Source organism: Sphingomonas sp. S2M10 (assembly GCF_012650175.1).
GTDB lineage: Bacteria > Pseudomonadota > Alphaproteobacteria > Sphingomonadales > Sphingomonadaceae > Sphingomonas.
The window spans coordinates 71699-93914 of sequence record NZ_JAAILI010000005.1; the positions used below are offsets into that span (position 1 = coordinate 71699).

At 65.3% G+C, this 22216-nt stretch carries 18 protein-coding genes; 9 read left to right on the plus strand and 9 right to left on the minus strand.

What is annotated here, in order from left to right:
- Nucleotides 1-41 precede the first annotated feature (41 nt).
- Nucleotides 42-2810 carry a TonB-dependent receptor gene (locus tag S2M10_RS00820; RefSeq protein WP_168844408.1) on the minus strand — a complete coding sequence of 923 codons (2769 nt, stop codon included), beginning with the start codon at nucleotides 2808-2810 and terminating at the stop codon, nucleotides 42-44.
- A 280-nt stretch (nucleotides 2811-3090) separates the two neighbouring features.
- Here S2M10_RS00820 and S2M10_RS00825 point away from each other — a divergent pair, with 280 nt between their 5' ends.
- The 7 genes from S2M10_RS00825 to S2M10_RS00855 all read left to right on the plus strand — a co-directional run bounded on the left by S2M10_RS00825 (nucleotide 3091) and on the right by S2M10_RS00855 (nucleotide 12235).
- Nucleotides 3091-4248 carry an aldose epimerase family protein gene (locus tag S2M10_RS00825; protein WP_168844409.1) on the plus strand — a complete coding sequence of 386 codons (1158 nt, stop codon included), beginning with the start codon at nucleotides 3091-3093 and terminating at the stop codon, nucleotides 4246-4248.
- Nucleotides 4249-4277: 29 nt separating this feature from the next.
- Nucleotides 4278-5420 (plus strand): cellulase family glycosylhydrolase, encoded by a 1143-nt coding sequence (locus S2M10_RS00830; RefSeq protein ID WP_168844430.1) that lies wholly within the window; start codon nucleotides 4278-4280, stop codon nucleotides 5418-5420.
- A 62-nt stretch (nucleotides 5421-5482) separates the two neighbouring features.
- Complete coding sequence (locus S2M10_RS00835) at nucleotides 5483-6514, plus strand: glycoside hydrolase family 43 protein (protein WP_168844410.1); 1032 nt, start codon at nucleotides 5483-5485, stop codon at nucleotides 6512-6514.
- Nucleotides 6511-7506, plus strand: a complete 996-nt coding sequence (locus S2M10_RS00840; RefSeq protein ID WP_168844411.1) for a glycoside hydrolase family 43 protein — start codon at nucleotides 6511-6513, stop codon at nucleotides 7504-7506. The genes S2M10_RS00835 and S2M10_RS00840 overlap by 4 nt, the downstream gene beginning before the upstream one ends.
- A gap of 145 nt (nucleotides 7507-7651) precedes the next feature.
- Nucleotides 7652-8188 (plus strand): sigma-70 family RNA polymerase sigma factor, encoded by a 537-nt coding sequence (locus S2M10_RS00845; RefSeq protein ID WP_168844412.1) that lies wholly within the window; start codon nucleotides 7652-7654, stop codon nucleotides 8186-8188.
- Nucleotides 8185-9144, plus strand: coding sequence for a FecR domain-containing protein (locus S2M10_RS00850; RefSeq protein ID WP_168844413.1), 960 nt, complete (start codon nucleotides 8185-8187; stop codon nucleotides 9142-9144). The genes S2M10_RS00845 and S2M10_RS00850 overlap by 4 nt, the downstream gene beginning before the upstream one ends.
- A 124-nt stretch (nucleotides 9145-9268) precedes the next feature.
- Nucleotides 9269-12235: a TonB-dependent receptor gene (locus tag S2M10_RS00855; protein ID WP_247650533.1), complete on the plus strand. Its 2967-nt coding sequence runs from the start codon at nucleotides 9269-9271 to the stop codon at nucleotides 12233-12235.
- A 96-nt stretch (nucleotides 12236-12331) separates the two neighbouring features.
- Here S2M10_RS00855 and S2M10_RS00860 read toward each other — a convergent pair whose 3' ends face one another.
- From S2M10_RS00860 to S2M10_RS00870, 3 genes are all read right to left on the minus strand, one after another.
- Nucleotides 12332-12796, minus strand: coding sequence for a hypothetical protein (locus S2M10_RS00860; RefSeq protein ID WP_168844415.1), 465 nt, complete (start codon nucleotides 12794-12796; stop codon nucleotides 12332-12334).
- A 62-nt stretch (nucleotides 12797-12858) separates the two neighbouring features.
- On the minus strand, nucleotides 12859-13722 hold the full coding sequence (locus tag S2M10_RS00865) for an NPP1 family protein (RefSeq protein ID WP_168844416.1): 864 nt from the start codon (nucleotides 13720-13722) through the stop codon (nucleotides 12859-12861).
- A gap of 268 nt (nucleotides 13723-13990) precedes the next feature.
- Nucleotides 13991-14905, minus strand: a complete 915-nt coding sequence (locus S2M10_RS00870) for a LysR family transcriptional regulator (protein ID WP_168844417.1) — start codon at nucleotides 14903-14905, stop codon at nucleotides 13991-13993.
- An 87-nt stretch (nucleotides 14906-14992) separates the two neighbouring features.
- Between S2M10_RS00870 and S2M10_RS00875 the strand changes: the two genes are divergently transcribed.
- Both S2M10_RS00875 and S2M10_RS00880 read left to right on the plus strand, forming a co-directional pair.
- Nucleotides 14993-16228, plus strand: coding sequence for an MFS transporter (locus S2M10_RS00875; RefSeq protein ID WP_168844418.1), 1236 nt, complete (start codon nucleotides 14993-14995; stop codon nucleotides 16226-16228).
- Between the two features lie 395 nt (nucleotides 16229-16623).
- Nucleotides 16624-17001 (plus strand): hypothetical protein, encoded by a 378-nt coding sequence (locus tag S2M10_RS00880; RefSeq protein WP_168844419.1) that lies wholly within the window; start codon nucleotides 16624-16626, stop codon nucleotides 16999-17001.
- On the opposite strand, the gene S2M10_RS00885 is transcribed toward S2M10_RS00880, so the two are convergent.
- The 5 genes from S2M10_RS00885 to S2M10_RS00905 form a co-directional block, all read right to left on the minus strand.
- Nucleotides 16985-18433, minus strand: a complete 1449-nt coding sequence (locus tag S2M10_RS00885; RefSeq protein ID WP_099503630.1) for an N-6 DNA methylase — start codon at nucleotides 18431-18433, stop codon at nucleotides 16985-16987. The two genes, S2M10_RS00880 and S2M10_RS00885, sit on opposite strands and share 17 nt — an antisense overlap.
- Nucleotides 18434-18435: 2 nt before the next feature.
- Nucleotides 18436-19278: a hypothetical protein gene (locus S2M10_RS00890; protein ID WP_099503632.1), complete on the minus strand. Its 843-nt coding sequence runs from the start codon at nucleotides 19276-19278 to the stop codon at nucleotides 18436-18438.
- A 4-nt stretch (nucleotides 19279-19282) separates the two neighbouring features.
- Nucleotides 19283-20893, minus strand: a complete 1611-nt coding sequence (locus tag S2M10_RS00895) for an AAA family ATPase (protein WP_099503634.1) — start codon at nucleotides 20891-20893, stop codon at nucleotides 19283-19285.
- Complete coding sequence (locus S2M10_RS00900) at nucleotides 20883-21380, minus strand: hypothetical protein (protein WP_099503636.1); 498 nt, start codon at nucleotides 21378-21380, stop codon at nucleotides 20883-20885. Before S2M10_RS00900 ends, S2M10_RS00895 begins: the two co-directional genes overlap by 11 nt.
- 47 nt (nucleotides 21381-21427) lie before the next feature.
- A protein-coding gene (locus S2M10_RS00905) for an IS5 family transposase (RefSeq protein ID WP_099503638.1) occupies nucleotides 21428-22191 on the minus strand; the annotation gives its coding sequence in 2 pieces (ribosomal slippage) (nucleotides 21428-21858 and nucleotides 21858-22191; 765 coding nt in all).
- Between the last annotated feature and the right edge of the window lie 25 nt (nucleotides 22192-22216).

Here is a 22216-nt window from a genome sequence, read left to right on the forward strand (position 1 = left end):
GGAACGGGGGCGCAGCCCTGCGGCTGCGCCCCCCGCCCGGATCAGAAGCGGAAACGGACGCCGAGCGAATAGGCGCGCTCGAGATACAGCACCTGCCGGGTGTAGCTGTCGCCGGTATCGAACTGGCGATAGCGCTGCAGCGGGTTGCCCAGCACGTTGATCACGTCGAACGCGATGGTGATGTTCTCCACCGGCGTGACCGTGGCCGACATATCGAGCTGGCCGCGCCCCTTCTCGATCACCGGGTGTGCGATCGGGTCCAGCGCCTCGAGGCTGTAATAGGACACGAACTTCGAGCGATAGTTATACGCCACGCGCGCGGAGAACTGCGGCTTCTCGTACAGGGCGACGAGGTTGCCCGACCATTTCGATACGCCCGGGAAGTCCTGCTGGCGGTTGCCATAGGTCGCCGCAAAGTTCGGGATCAGATCGCCCTTGGCGTCGATGAACGTGCCATTGGCCTGAATGCCGAAGCCCTTTGCCCATTCCGGCAGTCCATCGATGTCGAGGAAGCTGGTGAACGTCACCTCGGCGCCCTGCAGCCGCGTCTTGCCGAGATTGACCGGCGAGGCAATGCGCAGGCCCGGCTGGGAGCGGTCGTCCACGGTGGCCAGGAAGCCCTCGGCATCATGGCGGAAGATCGCGGCGGTGAACGAACCGGTCCGCGAGAAATACCATTCCAGGCTGGCGTCATAGTTGTTGGACGTGAGCGGTTTCAGGTTCGGGTTGCCCGCAGAGCCGCCACGACGGAGCCGCTCCACGCATTCCGGCGTCGTTGCATCGACGAGGCACGGGTCCCCCGGCGCAAGGATCACCGGCTGGCCGAGCGAGGTATTGGGCCGCAGGTCGAAAAAGTTCGGCCTGGTCCGCGTCTGGGTGAAGGCGAGGCGCAGCTGGAGCTCGTTGGTGAACGCGATGCGGGTGCTCACGTTCGGCAGATAATCGGTATACTCGTTCTCGGCGCTGATCGCGGGATAGGTGACGGCGCCACCGGTCGCCTCGATTCGCGAGAAGCCGTCAATCTTGGTCTTCGTCTTCACCGCGCGAAGGCCGACCACGCCGTCGATCACCGTCTGGCCCAGATCGAAGCCGTACTTCACCTGCGCATAGGCGGCGTAGGACTTCTCGTTCGCGCGGAAATTCTCGGCCGGATTGAACGGCGGGATGCCCGCGGGCACGCCGAAGAAGCTGCGCAGCGCCGGCAGGTTGTCGCGGATGCTGTCGCGCGTGCTGGCGGCATAGAAGACGTTGGGCTGCACGTCGTTATACGCGAAGCCCGGTCGCGTCGCCTGCACCACCGCGCCCGGCAGCGATGCCAGCGGAACACGCGCGCCTTCGTTGTTGACGTAGAGATTGCCGAGGTCGCGACCGGCCTTGCGATCCGAATAGCGGATGCCGGCGTCCAGGCGCCGCAGGAAGCCGCCGTCGCCGAAGTCGTAGGAGACATCCGCGCGGCCCTGCCAGTCCTTGCCGTTCACCACCAGCAGTTCCTGCCACAGGCCGCGGCTGATGAAGTTGGCCGGGTTGGTCAGGTCGAAATTGACGAAACGCTGGGTCGCGCCCCCGTCGATCGGCGCCTCGAACTGCACCTGGCGCACCGGCGAGCTTGCCGCCGCATAGTCGATGTTGACGTTGTTCGCGGTGTATTGGCTGTCGGTATAGGCGACGTCCGCCGAAATGCGCAGGCGATCCCGCGTCCAGATCGCGCCGCCGCCGGCCTGATAGGTATCGGTATGGCCATTGAACGAGCCGCTATAGCCGTCCGGCCGCGCCGCGCCGGTCACCGTCATGCTGGCAATCTTGTTGGTGCCCGGCTGGGTGGTGATGTTGGAAAGCTGCATCCCGTCACCGAAGATCGGGATGAACATCCAGCGATTATAATCGCGCGAGCGGAAGCCCTGGAACAAGCCGTCGGCATAGATTTCAAGTTCGGACGTCGGCTTCCACTGGAAGGCGGCGTTGGCCGAAGGGCGCCAGCGATCGCCATAGCCGAGGAAGTTGCCCTGCGCGTCCGGGTAGCGCAGCCCGGTCTGTCCGGCGGGCGCGTTGGCGGCGTTCGTGGTGGCGATCACCAGCGACTGCTCGCGCGTCGAATCGAGGAAGTTGATGCCCACATAAGAGGCGTTCACCAGCAGGCCCATCTCGCCGATACCGGTGTTCCAGCGATCGCTGATCAGCAGGTTGCCGTTCCAGGTCGTTCCCTTGGACTGTTGCGACAGCACGCCGTTGAGCGAGCCGGAAAGCTCGAAGCCCTTGAAGTCGAAGGGGCGGCGACCGCGCACGTTGATCGCGCCGGCGATGCCGCCCTCGATCTGGTTGGCGAGGCCGGACTTGAACACTTCCAGCGCCGCGACGGTGCCCGCCGGAAAATCCTGGATGGCGACGTAGCGGCCCTCGGCGGTGAAGATCTGGCGACCGTTATAGGTAGTCGTCAGGTCGGGCAGGCCGCGCACCGTGACGCCGGCTGATTCACCGCCGCCACGCGTGACGTTGACGCCCGCCACGCGCTGAAGCGCCGAGGAAGCGAAGGTATCCGGCAGCTTGCCGATGTCTTCCGCGACGATCGCATCGACGATGCCGTCCGAATTGCGCTTGATCGACTGGGCGGACTGGAGGCTGCGGCGCAGGCCGGTGACGACGATCTGCTCCTCGGCGCCGCTGTCCTGGATGGCGGGCTCGGGCGAGGCCGGGTTGATGCTGTCGGCGCTGGACGTCTGCGGCTGCGGCGCTTGCTGCGCAAGGGCAGCCGGAGTTGCCGTGCATCCGATCACCGCCGAAACCGACGCGCACAGCAATGCCTTCATCTTCATTCGAAACCTCCCCTTTTTTCGGCCCGCTGCGTAGTCGGGCTTGTTGATTGCAACGAGTTTAGATAGATCTGACATCGCAAGCAACATATTTATCATATTTTTGCTGGTACGTCGTTTCGCGGTCGAAGCATGACAGCCAGCAGGAGAGGAATGCAGTGGAAGCTCCAGGGGACGCCCATCGTCGGCAATGCGGATCCCGCGCGCCGGCCGATCGCGCCAGCCACAGGCTCCTCCACCTGCATCCCGCACCATCAAGAAATCAGCAGCAGGGAGAAGGACGATGAAGGTTTTGACAGCGATCGGCGGCATTGCGGCCCTGGTCGCGCTCGCCAATCCTGCCGAAGCGGCCACCGCGCGGCGGGGCACGTTCGGCAAGATGACCGACGGCCGCGCGGTAGCGTCGGTCACGCTCACCAATGCGCACGGTGTTTCCGCAACCGTGGTCGCCTATGGCGCGATGCTGCAAGCGCTTGTCATGCCCGACCGTGCGGGTCGCAAGGCGGATGTGATCCTCGGCTATGACAATATGGCCGACTATATTGCCAAGGGGCAGTATTTCGGCGCCACGGTAGGCCGCTTCGCCAACCGCCTTGCCGAGGGCCGCTTCACGCTGGACGGCCGCAGCTTCCAGACGCCGGTCAATGACGGCAAGAACGCGCTGCACGGCGGTACCGTCGGCTTCGACAAGGTGCTGTGGGACGTGGTCTCGGTGAAGGACGGCCCCACCGCCTCGGTGACGCTGCGCTATGTCAGCCGCGACGGCGACCAGGGCTATCCCGGCAAGATGACCGTCGACGCGACCTATGCGCTCGACGAACGCAACAACCTGACGATCGAATATGTCGCGACGAGCGACGCCCCGACGATCGCCAACATCACCAATCACAGCTACTGGAATCTTTCCGGCGAGGGTTCCGCCAACGGTGCGATGGGGCATCGCGTCACCATCCCGGCGCAGACCTATCTGCCCACCGATGCCGGCGCGATCCCGACCGGCGATTTCAAGAGCGTGGCCGGCACGGTGTTCGACTTCCGCACGTCGCAGACGGTGGGCGACCGCGTCCGCGACGCGCGCGACCAGCAGATCGTGTTCGGTCGCGGCTATGACCATAATTGGGTGATCGGCCGCACGGTGACCCGCGACCAGCATCTGATGGCGAAGGTCTATGATCCCGCCTCCGGCCGCGGCTTCGAGCTGTGGTCAAACCAGCCCGGGCTCCAGTTCTACTCGGGCAACTTCCTGGACGGCACCACCCACGGCAAGGCCAACCGCATTTACCGGGAGGGCGACGCGATCGTGATGGAGCCGCAGATCTTCCCGGATTCGCCGAACCAGAAAGGCTTTCCGAATGCCCGGCTCGATCCCGGCCAGACCTATCGCAACGTGATGACTTACCGCCTGACCACCGGCCAGGCCGCCGCGCCGAAGAAGCGCTGACACCAACGAAGAGGGGAGCAGACCTGATGATGATCCGCCGTACATTTCTTCTCGCCGGCGCCGCGCTGGCGATCGCCGCCACCGTGCCGGCCGCGGAGGCGCGCGACCAGTGGACCAAGGCACAGGCCAATGCCTGGTATGCCCAGCAGCCCTGGATGGTGGGGGCCAACTTCACCCCGGCCACCGCGATCAACCAGCTCGAGATGTTCCAGGCCGAAACCTGGGATCCGAAGCGCATCGACCTGGAACTCGGCTGGGCCGAGAAGATCGGCATGAACGTGATGCGGGTTAACCTGCACAATCTTCTGTGGGAGAACGATCCGCAGGGCCTGAAGCGGCGCATGGACGAATTCATGACGATCGCCGCAAAGCACCATATCAAGACGTTGTGGATCTTCTTCGACAGCTGCTGGGATCCCGATCCCAAGGCAGGCCCGCAGCATCCGCCGATTCCCGGTGTCCACAACTCGGGTTCGGCCCAGTCGCCCGGTGCCGCGCGCCTGAAGGACGCGTCGCAATATGGCAAGCTCGAAGCCTATGTGAAGGATATCGTCACCACCTTCGCCAAGGACGAGCGCGTGCTCGGCTGGGACATCTGGAACGAGCCCAATAACGGCGGCGGCGGCAATTACGCGCCGACGCCGGACAAGAACAAATATGTGGCACTGCTGCTGCCCCGGATGTTCGCTGCCGCCCGCGCCGCCGATCCCATCCAGCCGCTCACCTCGGGCGTGTGGATCGGTGATCATTGGGACGAGCAGGACAAGCTGGACGCGGTCGAGAAGATCCAGATTGCCCAGTCCGACGTGCTGAGCTTCCACGATTACAGCTGGCCGGAAACGTTCGAGCGCCGCGCCAACCAGATGCTCAGCTATGGCCGGCCGGTGCTGTGCACCGAATATATGGCGCGCGGCAACGGATCGACCTTCGACGGCACGCTGCCGATCGGCAAGCGGCTGAACATCGCGATGTTCAACTGGGGCTTTGTCGACGGGAAATCGCAGACGCGCCTGCCCTGGGACAGCTGGAAGAAGCCCTATACCTATGAGGAGCCGACCATCTGGTTCCACGAAGTGTTCCACGGGGACGGCAAGCCCTATCGCCAGGCCGAGGTCGACCTGATCCAGCGGCTGTCGGCGGCGCCCAAGGGCGTCGTACCCGCCGCACGCTGACCGGAACGGCTGCACCGTTCCCCTGGGTGCGGTGCAGCCGATTCACAGGAAAGGAGCGCAAGATGGAGTGGCTTCAGACGCTGCGCCGGGCCCTGATGCTGGGCGCCCTGATGCTGGGCGTGCCGGCGGCGGCACAAACTCCCCCGGGTGCGCCCGAAACGCCGGCCGTCGATCCGGCCAAGGCCTATCTGTTCGCGCACATGACCAAGGCGCGCTACGGCGTGCTCCATTATTCGGTCAGCGTCGATGGGCTGCACTGGACACCGCTAAAGGGCGGGCGCCCGATCTCGAGCGACTATCATGGCCATGCCTCGATCGCGCGCGGGCCGGACGGCCGCTACTATCTCGTCGGCAACCGCAGCGACGACGATCCACTAATCCGCTTCTGGGTATCGGACGATCTGATCCGCTGGACACCCTTCGGCACCTATCGGCCGGATCTCGCGAACATTCCCGCCCACCCCCATACGCTGCAGCGGATCGGCGCCCCCAAGCTGTTCTTCGACACGGCCTCGGGCCAGTTTCTGCTGAGCTGGCACACGCCGAATGAGGACGGCGATGCCCGCGATCCGGAACGCTATTGGGCAAGCCAGCGCACGCTCTACGTGCTGTCGAAGGATTTGCGGAGCTTCGCCGGCAAGCCCCGCCGCCTCTTCTCCTGGGAGATGGCGACGATCGACACCCTCCTCCAACGCGACGACCATGGCGGCTATTGCGCGATCCTGAAGGACGAGCGCTATCCGAGCTATGACTGGACGACGGGCAAGACGATCCGGATCAGCTGCGCGCCCGGTCTGCTAGGTCCCTACCCGCTGCCCGGCGCCCCCGTCAGCCCCAACTTTCGCGAGGCCCCTACGCTGATCCGGTCCCCGGACGGCGCGGACTGGTTTCTCTATTACGAGCAATATGCCGGCACCAGCTACGGCCTTTCCAGAGCGCCGACGCTGCATGGGCCCTGGTTCCAGGTCTCGGGCAACACCGGCGTGCCCGGATGGGATCGCTACACGATGCCGGCGGACCTTCGCCACGGATCGATGATCGGCATCAGCCGCCGGCAATATGACGCTCTTCGGAAGGCATTCCCCACCTCATGATCCAGGCGCTCCTCCCGCTCGCACTGCTCGTCCTTGGCGTTCCTTCCGCAGCGCAGTCGGCGGAAGAATTCCGGAACCCGCTGCTCGATTCGGGTCCGGATCCGTGGATCGTTCGCGACGGTGCGACCTATTACTATATGAACACGCTCGGTAACCGGCTCGCGCTTCGCAGGACCCGGGACCTCACCCGCCTTGCCGAGGCGCCGGAAGTGACGGTGTGGACCCCGCCCGCCCGGGGTGCGAACGCCCAGTCGATCTGGGCGCCCGAACTGCACCGCATCGGCGGCAAATGGTATCTCTACTACACCGCCGCGGCGTCGGGGCAGGACAACGATGCGCACCGCGGCATCTTCGTGCTGGAAAATGCCGGTCGTGACCCCATGCGCGGCATGTGGATCGATCGCGGCCGGCTGAAGACCGCACGGACCGGCATCGACGGCACGAGCTTCGCCTATCGCGGCAGGCGCTATTTCGCCTATTCGGCCTATGACGGCCCTGACAGCGTGCTCCGGATCGTACGCATGGCCAATCCCTGGACGCTCACCGGGCCGGAGACCACGGTCGCCCGCCCCGATCGCGCGTGGGAGCGGCAGGGCGGCCGCCAGATCGTGGAAGGGCCGGAGTTCCTCCAGGGCCCCAAAGGCACGCTCTACCTGACCTATTCGGGCAGCGCCTGCTGGTCGGACGGCTATGCGTTGGGCTTGCTGCGTGCCCCGGCGGGCAGCGACCCGCTGGACGCGGCAGCGTGGACCAAGGCGGCGGAGCCGATCCTTTCGACGACGCCGTCGGAGGGAGTCTTCGCCCCTGGTCACAACGGGTTCTTCACGACGCCCGCGGGTGAGACCTGGATCGTCTACCATGCCAATCCGGCACCCGCGATGGGGTGCAGTGCCCGCCGCTCGCCCCGGATCCAGCGCGTACGCTGGGACGGCGACACGCCGGTACTCGACAAGGCTGCAGGCGTGGTCCGGCCGCTCGCCCGGCCCCGCTGAGCGACTGCACCCGCAACTGTCACGCGAGCTTCATCGATCGCCTGTAGGGGGAGAAAAAAGCCGGTAAATTCAGACCGAAGGGGCGGACCGTCATGGCGCGAGCCATCAGGGTATCGGCACCAGCCTGCCAAGTGCGCTGGTTCCGATGACAGAGCTGAGCGTGATTGCCGGCAGCCGCCGCGCGGCGGCGGAAGAAGTGGCGCTCCGCGCCGCGCTGCATCGATTCGTCCGATCCCGCCTGCAGGATCCCCATGACGGCGAGGATATCGTGCAGGAAACCTATATCCGGCTGTACGATTATCGCCGCTCCCGCGCGGTTGCCGATGTCGGTGCCTTCTGCTTCGCGGTTGCGCGCAACCTGGTGTGGGATCATTTCCGCCGGCTGCGTGCCCAGCCACGCCATGCCGAGCTGGCCGAGGATATTGCCTGCCCCCAGCCCTGCGCCGAGGAAGTGCTCGACTATCGCCAGCGGGTCGAGATCCTGGTCCGCGCCTTGCGCGTGATGCCGCCGCTCCGCCGCGAAATCTTTCTGCGGCGCCGGCTGGACGGGGTGGCCGTAGCGATCATCGCCGCCGACCTGGGCATGAGCGTCGCTGCCGTCGAGAAGCATTGCGTGCGCGCGGTTGCCGATCTGCGCGCGGCGCTGGAACGCCGCGGCCTGCCCGGGGGCGCAGCGCGATGAACCCCGGTTCCACCCGCCGTGCCGCGTTGCACGAAGCCGCACGCTGGGCAATGCGCGAGGACGACTCGGTACTGCGCGAGCCGCCGCCGGCCGCCGCCGCAGAGGTGCAGGCGATGCTCGACGATCGCGCCCTGTCCGACGCCATGGCGCAGCTGCCGCGCCTGTCGGACGCCGATATCCGCGCGATGCGCACCCGGCGCCGTGCCGCGATCGGCGCCGGCGGCATGCTCGGCATCGTCGCGATGGTCGGAATCGGCGGATGGCAGGCGGGTTGGTATCGCGCGCCCGACGCGCGGGCCGTACACTATGAAACGGCGCGCGGGCAGATGCTCGACGTGCCGCTGGCCGACGGCTCTTCGCTTCACCTCAACGGCGACACCAGCCTGGACGTGACCCTTGCCGACGATCGCCGCAGCGTGACGATGGAGCGCGGCGAGGCCTATTTCGACATCGCCCATCTGCCAGATCGCCCGTTCACGGTGCGTGCGCGCGGATCGGCGACGCAGGTGCTGGGGACCGCCTTCAACCTGGACATCGCCGCGGGCGGCGTCCGTCTCGCGGTCTATCGCGGCGCGGTACGCTTCGGCAACGCAACGCCCGGCAGTGCGACGGTGGTCGTGCCCGCCGGCTGGCGATCGCGTTTCGCGGACGGTCGCGCCCTGGCGCCGACCCGGTTCGATGCGGGCCAGAAGGACTGGCGCGACGGCTGGCTCGATATCGACGGGATGGCGCTCGGCGACCTGATCGATGCGCTTAACCGGCGCGGCGGCCCGCTGATCGCGCCGCCGCCGCCCGGCCTGCGCGGTATCGCGGTCTCCGGCCGTTTCCGCCTGGATTCCCCGCGCGACCTGCTCGACGCGATGGGGGCAGCCTATGGCTTCCGCACCGAGCGCTCGGATGGGGCATTGCGGCTGGTGCCGGCACCCGCGGACGACGCAAATCCGTCACATCCATGACATCGCACTGCAGCAAAATTCTTTTGTCCGGAAGCTGATCCCTCTCCGTCTTCCTCGCTGACGGCGCACGCGCGCCGGAGCGGAGGGAAGACCAACCATGAATCGCATCCAGGGAATTTCACGCATGGCCGTAGCCATCCTGCTGGCAGCGCCCGTCATCGCGCAGGCGCACGCCGCCGACGCGGCGCTGGCCGCGCAGCGCCATTTCGACATCGCGCCGACCGATCTGCGCAGCGCGATCTCGCAATTCTCCCAAGCGACCGGCCTGCAGGTCGTCGTCGCGCCTTCCGCGGTTGCCGGTCGCCGCACCGCCGGCGTACGCGGCGCGCTGACCGCGCGCGCGGCGCTCGATCAACTGCTGCGCGGCTCGAACCTCAGCGCGGCCGTGCATGGCGGCATCGTCGTGCTCACGCCGTCGCGCGCCGCCCCCGCGCCGCGCCGCGTCGTCCGCAGCGAAGCCGCCGCGCCCCTCGCGGCCGCGCGGCAGCAGGCGGCTGCCGTCGAAGCGCAAGATCCCGACACCGCCGAGATCGTCGTCTCGGGCTATCGCGAGAGCATCATCGCCGCGCAGGAACTCAAGCGTCGGGCCGTGGGCGCCGAGGACGACATCGTCGCCACCGATATCGCCGCCTTTCCCGACCTGAACCTTGCCGAATCGCTGCAGCGCGTGCCCGGCATCACCATCACCCGCGATACCGGCGAGGGCCGGCAGATCGCGCTGCGCGGCCTGGGCGCCGATTTCACCCGCACCCAGCTGAACGGCATGGAAGTGCTGGGCAACACCGCCTCGGGCATGGACAATCGCGGCTCGGTCAGCCGCTCGCGCTCGTTCGACTACAGCCTGTTCGCCTCGGAACTGTTCAACCGCGTCTCGGTGCAGAAATCCTATGCCGCCGAGCAGGACGAAGGCGGTCTCGCGGGCACCGTGCAGCTCACCACCGCCAAGCCGTTCGACTATGCGGGCAACAAGTTCGTCGTCTCGGCCAAGGGACAGACCAACACCAACACCAGCGGCGTGACGCCGCGCGCGGTGGCGCTGGCCTCGGTCCGCTCGGGTGATTGGGGCGCGCTGCTCTCGGTCGCCTACAGCAAGATCAAGAGCAACGAATATGGCTATCGCAGCTGGGGCTGGGGGCCGACCAAATATGCCGCGAAGAATATCGGCCCCGAAATCGACGCCGATACCCGCGCCAAGCTGCTCGCCGGCGTCTACCAGCCGACCGCCCAATCACCTTCGACCTGGTACACCGACCGGCAGCGGCTCGGCGTCACCTCCTCGGTCCAATATCACCCGGGTGACCATTTCAAGCTCGACGTCGACTTCCTCTATGGTCGCCTCTGGGACCATCGCGACGACTATGCGCTGGCGACCGCAGGCAGCAACCCGCTTACCGGTTCGTCGGTCAGCGGTACCCAGGTGATCCGCAGCGCGGTGATCGACAACACGAACACGCTGCGCGCCGCCAGCTATACCGGCATCGACCTGCGTTCGGAGCATCACATCGTCGAGAACCACACCGATTTCTACCAGGGCGTCGCCAATCTCAGCTGGAAGCTCAGCGACCGGCTGACGCTGCGCGCGCTCGGCGGCTATGAGGAATCGGATTTCGGCCAGCCGGTGTTCGACAAGGTCTTCATGGAGGCCAAGCAGACCGCGTTCAGCTACGACACGCGCCCGCAGATCCCGGTCAACACCTATGGCATCGCGCTCACCGATCCGAACCTGTGGACCGTCCAGCGGCTCGACGTCCAGGAAAACAAGATCGTCAACCGCTACGCCAACGGCAAGCTCAGCGCCGACTACGACTTCGGCAACGGCCTGACCCTGAAGGCGGGCGGCGCCTACAAGCACTTCACCAACAGCGGCTACACCTGGGCCAACAAGGTGTTCCACAACGTGCCGGCGAACATTCCGGTGTCGAACGACCTGAAGCAGCTGGTCGGCCCCAAGACGCTGCTCCAGTACATCGTCGGCAATGTCGACGGCGTCTATGCCGCAATCGGCGACAAGCGCGACCTTACTGCCGCCAATCTTCAGGCTGGCAGCGACTACAAGGTTGACGAGAAGACCTGGAACGGCTTCGCCCAGCTCGATCTCGACACGCAGGTCGGCGGGATGCGGCTGCGTGCCAATGCCGGCGTCCGCTATTTCTCGACCGACCTCACCTCGTCGGGCAATCTCGCGGTCGGCACCGCCTTCGTGCCGGTGGTGATCGAGAACAACACCCATGGCTGGCTGCCCGCCGCCAACCTCGCGCTCGACCTGACCAGGACGCTGGTGTTCCGCCTCAGCGCCGATCGCAACATCAACCGCCCGGGCCTGGGCGATCTCGCCGCGGCAGGGTCGATCACCACCCGCCCGAACGGCGGCAGCCTCAGCCTCGGCAATCCGTTCCTGAAGCCGTACAAGGCGACGTCGGTCGAAACCTCGCTCGAATGGTATATGGACAGCCGCGGCTTCGCCTCGATCGGCTTCTTCTACAAGGACATGGACAGCTATATCTCGCCGAGCACGACGACGATCCCCTATGGCCAGACCGGCCTGCCGCTGTCGCTGCTGATCCAGGGTCAGGACGCCAATACTCCGTATGACGTGAGCCAGCCGATCAACGGCCCGGGCGCGGACATCAAGGGCGTCGAGGTTGCGGTGCAGCACGACTTCACGTTCCTGCCAGCGCCGTTCGATCACCTCGGCGTCACCGCGAACGGCACCTGGTTCGACGGCAACCAGCAGGGCAAGGTGGGCAACACCTTCGTCACGCTGCCGCTGTTCAACCTCTCGAAATGGGCGGCCAACGCGACGCTCTATTACGAGGACAAGGATTGGGGCATTCGCGTCTCCGACGCCTATCGCAGCAAATATTATACCGGCCTCGGCACCATCGGGAATGTCGGCGACTGGATCGAGAGCACCCACAATATCGACTTCCAGGCGCATGTGAATCTGCGCCCCGGCATCCGCCTGATCGCCGAGGGCATCAACCTCACCAACCAGCCGATCCAGCAATTCGCCGGCGGCGATATCGCGCGGCGGGTGGTCTACACCACCAGCGGCCGCACCTTCACGCTGGGCTTCAGCGCGGAGTTCTGAGGCGTAAGAAAACCCGCCCCGGTACGTGCCGGGGCGGGTCTCGGGGATATCGGAAGGGCGGCAGCGGGCACTCCGTTGCCGCCCTTCTTTCGCCGTTCAGCCGCGCGGGCGCCCTTGCACGACGGCCAGGCGGATATGGAACAGGTTCTCGGAGATCTCCTCCATCTGCACCGGTCCGCTGGCGGCATAGCCCAGCGCCTCCACCGTGCGCGCCAGCCCGCCGAGCAGCATCTCCTGCCGCTTGGCGAGGAAGGCATCGTCGGTGGGCGGCGGGATCGTCGCGGTAACCGCGCAGCCGCGCGCGTCGCAGCCGAACGCCACGTCCCGCAACAGCGGATAGGCCTGGCGGACCTGCGCCTCGACCTGCGCCGGCGCAGCACCGACGGCAATCGACGCACTCGCCACCCGCTGCACCCGCGGTCCCGCTTCGGGCTGGGTAGAGATGGCGACGACGCCCTGCGGCACCGTCGTCGGTGCCGACCCCGCTTTGCCGAACAGCCCATAGCCCGCAGCCAATGCCGCCAGCGCCCCGCCGGCGACCAGCACCCGGATATGTTTCATGTCCTGCCCTCCCTGGCGAAGATCCCCGCGCCGCCGCAAGACGACGCGGGGAACCATTCCGATCAGCAGATCGTCGAACCGGCCGGGCAGCCCGGCGAGTTCGCGCCCGCATCGACGTCCGGGTTGAACCCCGGCGTGATGCTGGTGTTGAGCGCGGCCTTCAGCGACGAGGCGAAGCGCGCGTCCTTGATCTCGAAATTGCCGCTGCCGAAATCATAATTGGCGACGGCATTGCGCACCGCGAGCGACGGATAGCCGTTCCAGCTGATCAGCGGCTGGATGACCCAGGCGCCGGTGCCGTTTTCGGCGGGCTCGTCGCTGCCATCGGTCTTCGAGAAGCGGAACAGGTGCGAGAAGCCCCAGGTCTCGTAATGGAAGACCATCTTCACATGCTGGCCGCCGTTCGCATCGGTCTGGAAGCGGAGCTGACCGTCCTTGGTCGCGCGCGTTTCCCATTTGCCGTGTGCGCCGCGGGTGACGCCGACGACGGCGCTGTTGGTGCCCGCATCGGTGGTCCAGACGATAACCGTCTCCCAGTCATAGGCGTGCGAGAAATCCGACTGCCAGAAATAGGCATAGACCCGCGCGCAATAGCCATTGTTGCAGCGCGCCCGGACATAGGCGTTGCTGGTGCGCAGATAGTTGGTGTTGCGGCAGGAGGCGGGCGGCTTGGTCGCGTAGGTCGAGGCCTTCGCGCTGATCGCGCCGGCACTGTTCACCGCGGGCACGTTGAAACAGACATCGGTGTCGAAATCGAGTGCCGGCTGGAAGCGCTTGTCGAGCGCGGTTGCCAGTTCCGGCAGCGGCGCGACCGGGGCCGGCCAGCCCTGCGCCTGCGCCGCCTCGATCGGCAGCACGGCAAGCGCGGCGAGCGCCGCCTTTGGCAGAAGATGACGGATGGTGGTTGTTGCACGTCCCTGTTTCATACGATCTCCATGCAGGTCCCAAAGCGGCTGCGCGTTACGTCGTCCGACGGCCGCGAGGGACCGCCCGCGACCTGGAGATTTGGCAAATCGGAGCGATGGCGAGCGGGGTGGCAGAACATCCGGCTCGACGTTCATCAGGGAAGACGCAGCCAGGCCCTGCCCCGGACAATTTTTATTTTCGGCGTTGGACTATCCAGGCGTGCGGCGTGCCTTTCACCGCACGCTGCGCGCCTGCCGGTGCCGCCGGGCGGTGCCGGCGCCGGTGAACCTAGTTGCCCTGGCGGAGATGGGCGGCCAGGAAATCGACGAACACCCGCACCCGCGCCGGCACCGCCTGGCCGCCGACGAACACCGCATGGATCTGCTCGACATCGCCCGGATTGAAGGCCTCGAGCAGCGGCACCAGCGTGCCGGCCGCCAGTTCCTCGGCGACGCTGAACGTGCCGACGCGCGCGACTCCGACGCCGAACGCCGCCAGCTGGCCCAGCGTCTCGCCGTTATTGGCCTCCACCCCGCCGCGCACCGAAAGCGCGAAGTCCCGCCCGTCGCGGCGGAACGGCCAGACCGGTTCGGAACGGCGGAAGCTGAAGTTGAGGCAATTGTGCCCGAAAAGGTCTTCCGGCTGTTGCGGGGTACCGTGCCGCGCCAGATAGGCGGGCGAGGCTACGATCACCCGGCCATTCTCGCCCAGCTTGCGCGCGGTGAGGCTGCTGTCGGGCAAGGGTCCGAAACGGACCGCCACGTCCGCCTGCCCCGCGGCGATGTCGACGATCGCGTCGGTCAGGGCGATGTCGATGAGAATGTCCGGGTAGAGCGCGGCGAACTTGCCGAGCAGCGGTACCACGCACAGCCGGCCGTGCGACAGTGCGGCGGTGATCCGCAGCCGCCCGCGCGGGCTTCCCTGGTCGGCGATCTGCTGCTCGGCATCGTCCAGGTCCGACAGAATGCGCCGGGCTGCCTGCAGATAGGCGCGCCCCTCGGCGGTGAGCGTGAGCGCGCGAGTGGAGCGCAGCAGCAGGCGCACGCCGAGCCGCGCCTCGACCCGGTCGATCGCGCGCGCCACGGCGGAAGGGCTCATTCCCAGCGTACGGCCCGCGCCCGAAAAGCTGCCCGCATCCATCACCGCGGCGAACAGTGACAGCGCATGGGCACGATCGCTGCGGCCGTTCAGTTTTGCGTCCATCGCACAAATCCTTTGCGTTGCCGGGCGCTACTGCAATCGCGACGTGCCGTCCATCTGTGCCCCGAACAGACAACAGGATGGTAGGTCATGGCATTTCGGACATCGGCGCGGGCTCGCGGCACGCGCGCACCAGACCCGGCGGACGGCATCGGCACGCGCAGCGCGAAGAACGGGCTTGGCCTGCTCGCGCTCGCCGTGGGCGCGTTCGGCATCGGCGTTACCGAATTCGCACCGATGGGCCTGCTGCCGGTAATCGCGCGCGACCTGGCGGTATCCATCCCGGCCGCCGGGCTGTTGATCAGCGCCTATGCGTTGGGCGTGATGGTCGGCGCACCGCTGATGACGCTGACGACGGGCCGCGTGCCCCGCCGGATGCTGCTGATCGGCCTCGCCGGGATCTTCACCGCCGGCAACCTGCTGGCGGCGGTGTCCGACGGCTATGCGATGCTGCTCGCCGCGCGCGTGCTCACCTCCTTCAACCACGGCGCCTTTTTCGGTGTCGGCTCGATCGTGGCGGCCGGGCTGGTTGCGCCGGAGCGCAGGGCGCGTGCCGTCGCGGCGATGTTCATGGGCCTCACCATCGCGAATGTGGTGGGCGTGCCGCTGGCCACCTGGGCGGGCGAGCATCTCGGCTGGCGCGCGTCCTTCTGGGGCATTGCGGGGCTGGGCGTGGTGACGATGGCCGCGCTGCGCGTCACCCTGCCCGCGCTCCCCGCCCCCACCGGAAGCGACGTGCTTGCCGAGCTGCGCGTACTGACGCGCGGGCAGGTGCTGAGCGCGCTGGCACTCACCGTCGTCGGGTCGAGCGCGATGTTCACCGTGTTTACCTACATCACCCCGATCCTGCGCGAGCAAACGCATGCTTCGCTGGGCTTCGTCACGGCGATGCTGGTGACCTATGGGCTGGGCCTTACCGCCGGCAACTGGCTGGGCGGACGCTTTGCCGACCGGTCGGTCGATCGGACCTTGATGATCACGCTGGCGGCGCTCTCTGCCATTCTCGTCGCCTTTGCGGGCCTGATGGGCCAGGCGGCGGCGAGCGCGGTGCTGATCTTCCTGTGGGGCGTCGCGAGCTTCGCCCTGGTGCCGCCGCTGCAGATACGGGTGATGACCGCCGCGGCGGACGCGCCGAACCTTGCTTCCGCCGTGAACATCGGTGCGTTCAACCTCGGCAACGCGCTGGGCGCGGCGCTGGGCGGCGGGGTGATCGCGGCGGGGCTGGGCTTTCCGGCGGTCGCCCTTGCGGGCGCCGCGACGTCGCTGCTCGGCCTGCTTGCGCTGGTCGTCGCACGCCGGAGCCGGCCGACACTGCAACTTGCCTGAGGGACGTACACGCCGGCGCCGACCGGATCCAGGATCGTGCATGCCCGCGTGCTCTTCCGAGCGTTATTGCCTCTCGGTGCCGCCTGATGCCGGATGCGGGATCACTCCCACTCGATTATTTCCTAGTACCATAACCAATTGATATTGCGCGCAAAAAAATTTTCCGACGTTCTCTATACCGTCAGGCACACCGTCAAAAACACCGGCTATTGAAAACACTGGTCTTTTTGGTTGGTTTCCGGAATTTGATCCTTCGCGGTCTATCGCGGCGCACGGAAAGCCAACTCCCCTCCTGACCGCGTTCGCACCCCCCGCCGCCTGTACGCCCCGGTACGACTGTTCCCTTACATCCTCCGCCCCACTATACCGTCAGCCGCCGCTAAACTGTTCAATGTATGTCGTTTTCCTCCGCTCCGCGGCATACCGGATTGCTGGCCTTCGCTGAGTCCGGCATTTCAACAGCGGTTATCGGCCTCACCTGTCAGTTATCATTGGCGGATTGGAGAATCTCCTGCTGCATTACTCGAGCTTTGCGCCGCCCACTGCAGGGCGTCACCGAACACGAGCCGCGATGGCGGCTCAAACTGCGCAGCAAGCGCGACGATCCGATGGGCGAGCCGCTTCGGATCGTCCGGCTAGTTGCCGTTTGCGCTGTCGATGAAGGCACGATCCTGCGCGATCGCTTCGGCATAACCCGCGACATCGATGCTGCCGAAACTCGGGGACCTAAAGGCGGAACGAGGCGATGGTCGTTATTCAAGCCTTCGCCTTAGTGATGAGTTCCAGCGCCCGCCGGAGATCATCAGCGACCAACTCCGACAGCTCATCGAGACGAGCGAGGCCGGGCGTGCGTTGCGCCGCCCCAGTCGCGCTCCACGTAAGATCGAGCCGGCAGTCAGCGTTCGCGAGGACGTGAGACGTCGCAAATTGCCGGTGCCGATCGCCGCTTTCCCGATGATCCGATTTGAACAGCGTTACGAATTCGCGAAGGTCTTCAGCCTGCAGCGGCTTGGTACGGAGCGAAAAGCGCTTGTCAGACCGAAGGTCATAGACCCAGATCGATTCCGCAGGACCGCCGGAGGCGCGAACCGGCTTGTCGAAAAAGACGACGTTTGACTTAACGCCCGCGGCATAAAACAGGCCCGGCGGAAGCCGCAGGATGGTGTGGAGCCGGCATGTCTCAACCAAGCGGCGGCGAACCGATGCTGCGGCACCGGTCTCAAAGAGAACATTGTCTGGCACGACGACCGCCGCACGGCCGCCCGGTTTCAGCAGCGCCACGATGTGCTGCATGAAGTTCAACTGCTTGTTGGCGGTCTGAACCCAAAAGTCGGGGCGAACGATAGTAAGGCTGTCGTCGACCCGGGACGACTTCCCTTGTGAATAGGTCACGCTGCCTTTGATGCCGAAGGGGGGATTCGTAAGCACCACATCGACCTGCATCTTTGGTGGTGCCTTCAGGCTGTCCTCGCACGCGATCGGCAGCTCATCTTCGGCATTGCCGCCGACGCCATGCAGCAGCAGGTTCATCGTGGCTAACCGTGCAACCTCTTCGACGAGTTCGACCCCGCGGATCGCTTTGGTGGCAAGCTGTTTGCGTTGCCGCGGCGTCATTTCGGGATTATTCTCTCGGAGGTAGTCGTGAGCCGCGAGCAAAAATCCGGCTGTGCCGCACGCTGGATCACAGATGACTTCGCCCAGACGCGGATCCACACAAGCGACAACGGCCTCGATCAAGGGGCGCGGAGTGAAATACTGGCCTGCCCCGCTCTTGGTGTCGCGTGCATTCTTCTCAAGCAGCCCCTCGTACGCGTCCCCTTTCAGATCATCGGATAGGCCTGTCCACTCCGTCTGGCCAATCAGATCAACGATGAGGAGCCGCAGTTTTGCGGGATCGCGTATCTTGTTTTTGGCGTTGCCAAAAATCAGGCCCAGCATTCCTCCCAGCTCACCGAGGGCGGGCAGAATACGGGTGTAATGCGCGTGCATCTCGACCGCATCAAGGCTGGCAAGAACGCCCCACGAGAGCTCCTTTGGGACCATCTCACCCGCTTGCTCGTCCGCCATCTTGAGAAACAGCAGATAAGTAAGCTGCTCGACATAATCTGGGTAAGACAAGCCATCATCCCGCAGGATATTGCAATACTGCCAGAGGCGACGAACAATGTTCTGTGCGCCATCGGCGCGTTGCTGGGTTCCCACCATAATCAGAGCTTCAACACCACGTCGTTAATCCACCAAATATCACGAAACGATTCGACGTAGACCTTGGCCGCAGCCGCGTACTGCGCCCTCGGGTTCAGCCGCCTTTTGAGGTCACCGATCACATCCTTGAAGGCTTGCGAGGCTTGCGGCATCCCAAGGTAGTCGTTCGGCGCTTCTCGCTTGCCGCGCTCCACGTCGCGCTCAATAATGTTGTAGAGCGTCATGCGGCCCTCCACGAACTTTGGCCAGTTTAGGTGCAGGCCCAATCGACTGGCGGCGATCTTGGCTTCAGCGACAGCATTTCCGCGATACTGCGGAGACAGATCGATCTCGCCGTTCGGTAAAAACGTCAGCAAAATCGGATCCCCGGGGTCGGTGGGATCCAGCAAAGCCGGATGCTCAAGACGGATGTCGTCGCCTGGCTCGGTTGCGCGTACACCGGTCGCGAGAAGCGGGAAATGGGTCGATTTCCCGCCGGCAACGCGGGCGCCCGGAGCAATCCGTGGCCGGTTCGCTCGCTGACAGCTCAACCGCATGTTGCGCCAGTCAAAGGCCAGCCAATAGTAGCCGGGATGACGCCGGTCCTCTTTTACCTTCCCCTTCGGCCGGAAATGGTCGATGTCGTTGTCCGCGCCAGGACTCTCACACTCGGTGTACCAGCATTTGCCGCCCGACGCGCCCTCGAAGGCGTCGCGCAACGCAGTCCACCGGTTCTGGTTTGCCTCAATGAGCGCAGCCCGACGGCGGGGGTCGGCTTCGGCCATGATGAGGTCTTGCGCCGTTTGCAGATCGGCGAGCAGATGCCGGATGTTGGGCAGGATATCTTCCAAATTAATGTACTGCATCGCGTTACGACATGCCCTGCTCGCGACGCAGCTCCTCGACGATGCGAGCGGCTAAACGGCTCCGCGCCTGCTGCTGTTCAGGGGTGAGTTCCACAGTCTCGCGCCAGCGAGGGTCCTCCTGGGCAGTCCAGGCCTTCAGGAATTCCTGATAAAGTGGATCGCGCTGCGTCAGGTCGAAACCGCGCCCGCGCAGCACCTCCCGCAGCCGCGCCAGTTCGGCCTGATCGTCATCAGTGAGGTTCTCCTTCATGGCCAACAGGCGTTGCTTATCAAGATCCGCCTGGGTTTCGGGGTCCAATGTGGTGCGCAGCCGGAAGAGATCGCTTGTTAGAATAGCTGCGACGCCCATGCCCCGCGGGTCTTGGTCAGGAGGGTCAGCAACGGCGCACCCCTGTTCGTCACGCCGAAAAATCCGCACCTGTTCGCGCTTCAATCCAGCGAAGACCAACGGATCATGCGTCGACATCACAATATGGCAACTGTCCCGATCGCGGATGAAACGGTCGAGGAAACTGAGATACTGAGTGCTCCAGGCGGGGTTCAAATGGGTGTCCGGCTCATCGAGCAGGAAGAGAGCTTCATCCCTCGCGGTAAATTTCAGAAGCCCGAGCACGAGCAACAACTGCTGTTCGCCCTCGCTCAAGTCGCGGTAGGTCACGTTCCCGCCGCCAGCTTCCGGCGTCATCTTGACGCGAGTGCGCACCTCGCCGAGCACTTTCGATAGGTGCATGCTCTCCAATGCCGTGAAGAAGGCATATTGGTTGCCGTAGGTTCGGTAAACTTCGGCCAGCGCGTCGGTGTTGGAGAGGAACAGGTATAAGCTCTGAACGATCGGGTTCTTGGTCAAGTCGATCGGAATTCGCCGCGTCATACGGAGCGGCAACAGTGCCTTGTCGTAAAGGTAAGCAAGAAACTGCTGAACCTCGCCCACGGCGTTCCAGAAACGCGGATCGCCGCCTTTGCGCTTCCACGGCGGCTCCTTGAGAGCGAACAGAACACTGTCGAGACCCTCGATTTGCAGGTGGTCGCGAAGGAAGTCGCGGTCGGCCTTCGACGCCTCACTCGCCTCCATGAAGAAGGCGATCAGGGCGAACTGGCCGTGCAGCGTTTCGGCGTAGAACAGCCGTCGCAGCGAATTCGGGTCAGCGATCGCCTTCCCACGTTGCTCCGGCGCTTTGATGATCCAGCTGTAAAAGCGCTCCCGATGCTTCTCGAAGATCGACGTTAGGCGATCACTCGGCCCAGAGTAATAGCCGAACACAAACGCCGGCCGGTGGCGAGGCCGCCCATCCGCGTCCTCCGCCATGAAGGCCTTGCGGGATAAGTCCGCGAACGACTCTTCGCCCGGCCGCCTTATCCGAAAGCTGGGATGCTGGTCGGCCTTCGCCTTGACCGATATGATGTTGTCACGGCACTCATATTGCAGCTCGTAGTCGAAGGGGGCCTCCACATCGAGATCGAGGTTGCGGAAGACCAGCGCTAGGCCCTCGATCAGATTCGACTTCCCGGCACCGTTTTCGCCAACGAGGACGGTGTAAGGTGAGAGCTCGTCGAAGACGACGTTAAGGTCACGAAGGTTTTTGAAGGAGCCGATCCTGACCTTCTCAAGCCGCATCGACGATCTCCACTTCGGCGTTCTCGGTTGCCTCGCCTCTCAGCCGCAAGCTTCCTTTCATGCCCTCGCGAAGCGCGAGGTAGAAAAGTTCGACATGCTCGGGCATGTCGCGATTGTATCCCGCTAATGCGAACAGATCCGGCAAGGGAAGAACCCCGCCATTCTCGCGGAGGACGGACGTCAGATCAGGACTTGGCTCCGCCTGTCGCGATGGGCGTGGTTTACGTTGCGGCATATTCTTTCCTCCCGAGCTCTTCGTCGTCACCGCGGTCACAGCCTGCGGCGGACCGCCCAGCCTGATTGCGAGCGCCGACGCCGGCTCATCGTTGGGATCCTGAGGAGCGAGTTCTCCGGCCACGGCCGCAGCGAACAGCTCCTGCTCGAGATCAGGCAGGCGAGCCAACGAGGTCCGTACGGCTGATATCTGTTGTTGTGTGATGCGCAGCCGATCTCGCGCCGCCTGCACAATCCTCGCCTGCTCCGCCAAAGGTGGCGTCGGGAACGGCAACGCCCGGTATCGCTCTAGGCCTAGGCTCAGGACTCATTGATCCAGAAGATCATGATGGCGGCGATGGTGATGGCGGCCATGAAGGTGTGGGCGCACCGGTCGTAGCGGGTGGCGATGCGGCGCCAGTCCTTGAGGCGGGCGAAGAGGTTCTCGATCCTGTGTCGGCGGCGATAGACGGCCGGGTCGTGGGGGATTGGGATCTTGCGGCTGCGGCTTGAGGGGATGCAGGCGTCGGTTCCGCGGGCGGCGAGAGCGTCGCGGAAGCCGCGGCTGTCGTAGCCCCTGTCGCCGATGAGGACGCGGGCGCGCGGCAGGGCGCCCAGCATGAGGGCGGCGCCCCTGTGGTCGCTCATCTGGCCTTCGGTGAGCAGCATGACCAGGGGCCGCCCCCGGTCGTCGCAGACGGTGTGCAGCTTGGAGTTCAGGCCGCCCTTGGTTCGCCCGATGCGGCGGGGAACATCCCCTTTTTGAGCAGGCTCGCCGCCGTGCGATGCGCCTTCAGGTGGGTGCTGTCGATCATGATGGCGTCCGGCTCTCCCGCCTGTCCGGCCAGGGCCGCGAAGATGCGGTCGAACACCCCCAGGCGGCTCCAGCGCACAAACCGATTATACAGCGTCTTGTGCGGCCCATAGGCCGACGGCGCATCGCGCCAGCGCAGGCCGTTCCGGATCACGAACACGATCCCCGACACCACCCGCCGGTCATCCACCCGAGGTACGCCGTGCGCCAACGGAAAGAACGGCGCAATCACCGCCATCTGCCTGTCCGACAACCACAAAAGATCGCTCATCAACGCCTCCCCGATCCCTATCGGG

Bases quoted from the DNA above. Each gene is read 5' to 3' on its own strand.
- S2M10_RS00820 (WP_168844408.1), bottom strand. From the start codon at position 2,810: ATGAAGATGAAGGCATTGCTGTGCGCGTCGGTTTCGGCGGTGATCGGA.
- S2M10_RS00825 (WP_168844409.1), top strand. From the start codon at position 3,091: ATGAAGGTTTTGACAGCGATCGGCGGCATTGCGGCCCTGGTCGCGCTC.
- S2M10_RS00830 (WP_168844430.1), top strand. From the start codon at position 4,278: ATGATCCGCCGTACATTTCTTCTCGCCGGCGCCGCGCTGGCGATCGCC.
- S2M10_RS00835 (WP_168844410.1), top strand. From the start codon at position 5,483: ATGGAGTGGCTTCAGACGCTGCGCCGGGCCCTGATGCTGGGCGCCCTG.
- S2M10_RS00840 (WP_168844411.1), top strand. From the start codon at position 6,511: ATGATCCAGGCGCTCCTCCCGCTCGCACTGCTCGTCCTTGGCGTTCCT.
- S2M10_RS00845 (WP_168844412.1), top strand. From the start codon at position 7,652: ATGACAGAGCTGAGCGTGATTGCCGGCAGCCGCCGCGCGGCGGCGGAA.
- S2M10_RS00850 (WP_168844413.1), top strand. From the start codon at position 8,185: ATGAACCCCGGTTCCACCCGCCGTGCCGCGTTGCACGAAGCCGCACGC.
- S2M10_RS00855 (WP_247650533.1), top strand. From the start codon at position 9,269: ATGGCCGTAGCCATCCTGCTGGCAGCGCCCGTCATCGCGCAGGCGCAC.
- S2M10_RS00860 (WP_168844415.1), bottom strand. From the start codon at position 12,796: ATGAAACATATCCGGGTGCTGGTCGCCGGCGGGGCGCTGGCGGCATTG.
- S2M10_RS00865 (WP_168844416.1), bottom strand. From the start codon at position 13,722: ATGAAACAGGGACGTGCAACAACCACCATCCGTCATCTTCTGCCAAAG.
- S2M10_RS00870 (WP_168844417.1), bottom strand. From the start codon at position 14,905: ATGGACGCAAAACTGAACGGCCGCAGCGATCGTGCCCATGCGCTGTCA.
- S2M10_RS00875 (WP_168844418.1), top strand. From the start codon at position 14,993: ATGGCATTTCGGACATCGGCGCGGGCTCGCGGCACGCGCGCACCAGAC.
- S2M10_RS00880 (WP_168844419.1), top strand. From the start codon at position 16,624: ATGTCGTTTTCCTCCGCTCCGCGGCATACCGGATTGCTGGCCTTCGCT.
- S2M10_RS00885 (WP_099503630.1), bottom strand. From the start codon at position 18,433: ATGGTGGGAACCCAGCAACGCGCCGATGGCGCACAGAACATTGTTCGT.
- S2M10_RS00890 (WP_099503632.1), bottom strand. From the start codon at position 19,278: ATGCAGTACATTAATTTGGAAGATATCCTGCCCAACATCCGGCATCTG.
- S2M10_RS00895 (WP_099503634.1), bottom strand. From the start codon at position 20,893: ATGCGGCTTGAGAAGGTCAGGATCGGCTCCTTCAAAAACCTTCGTGAC.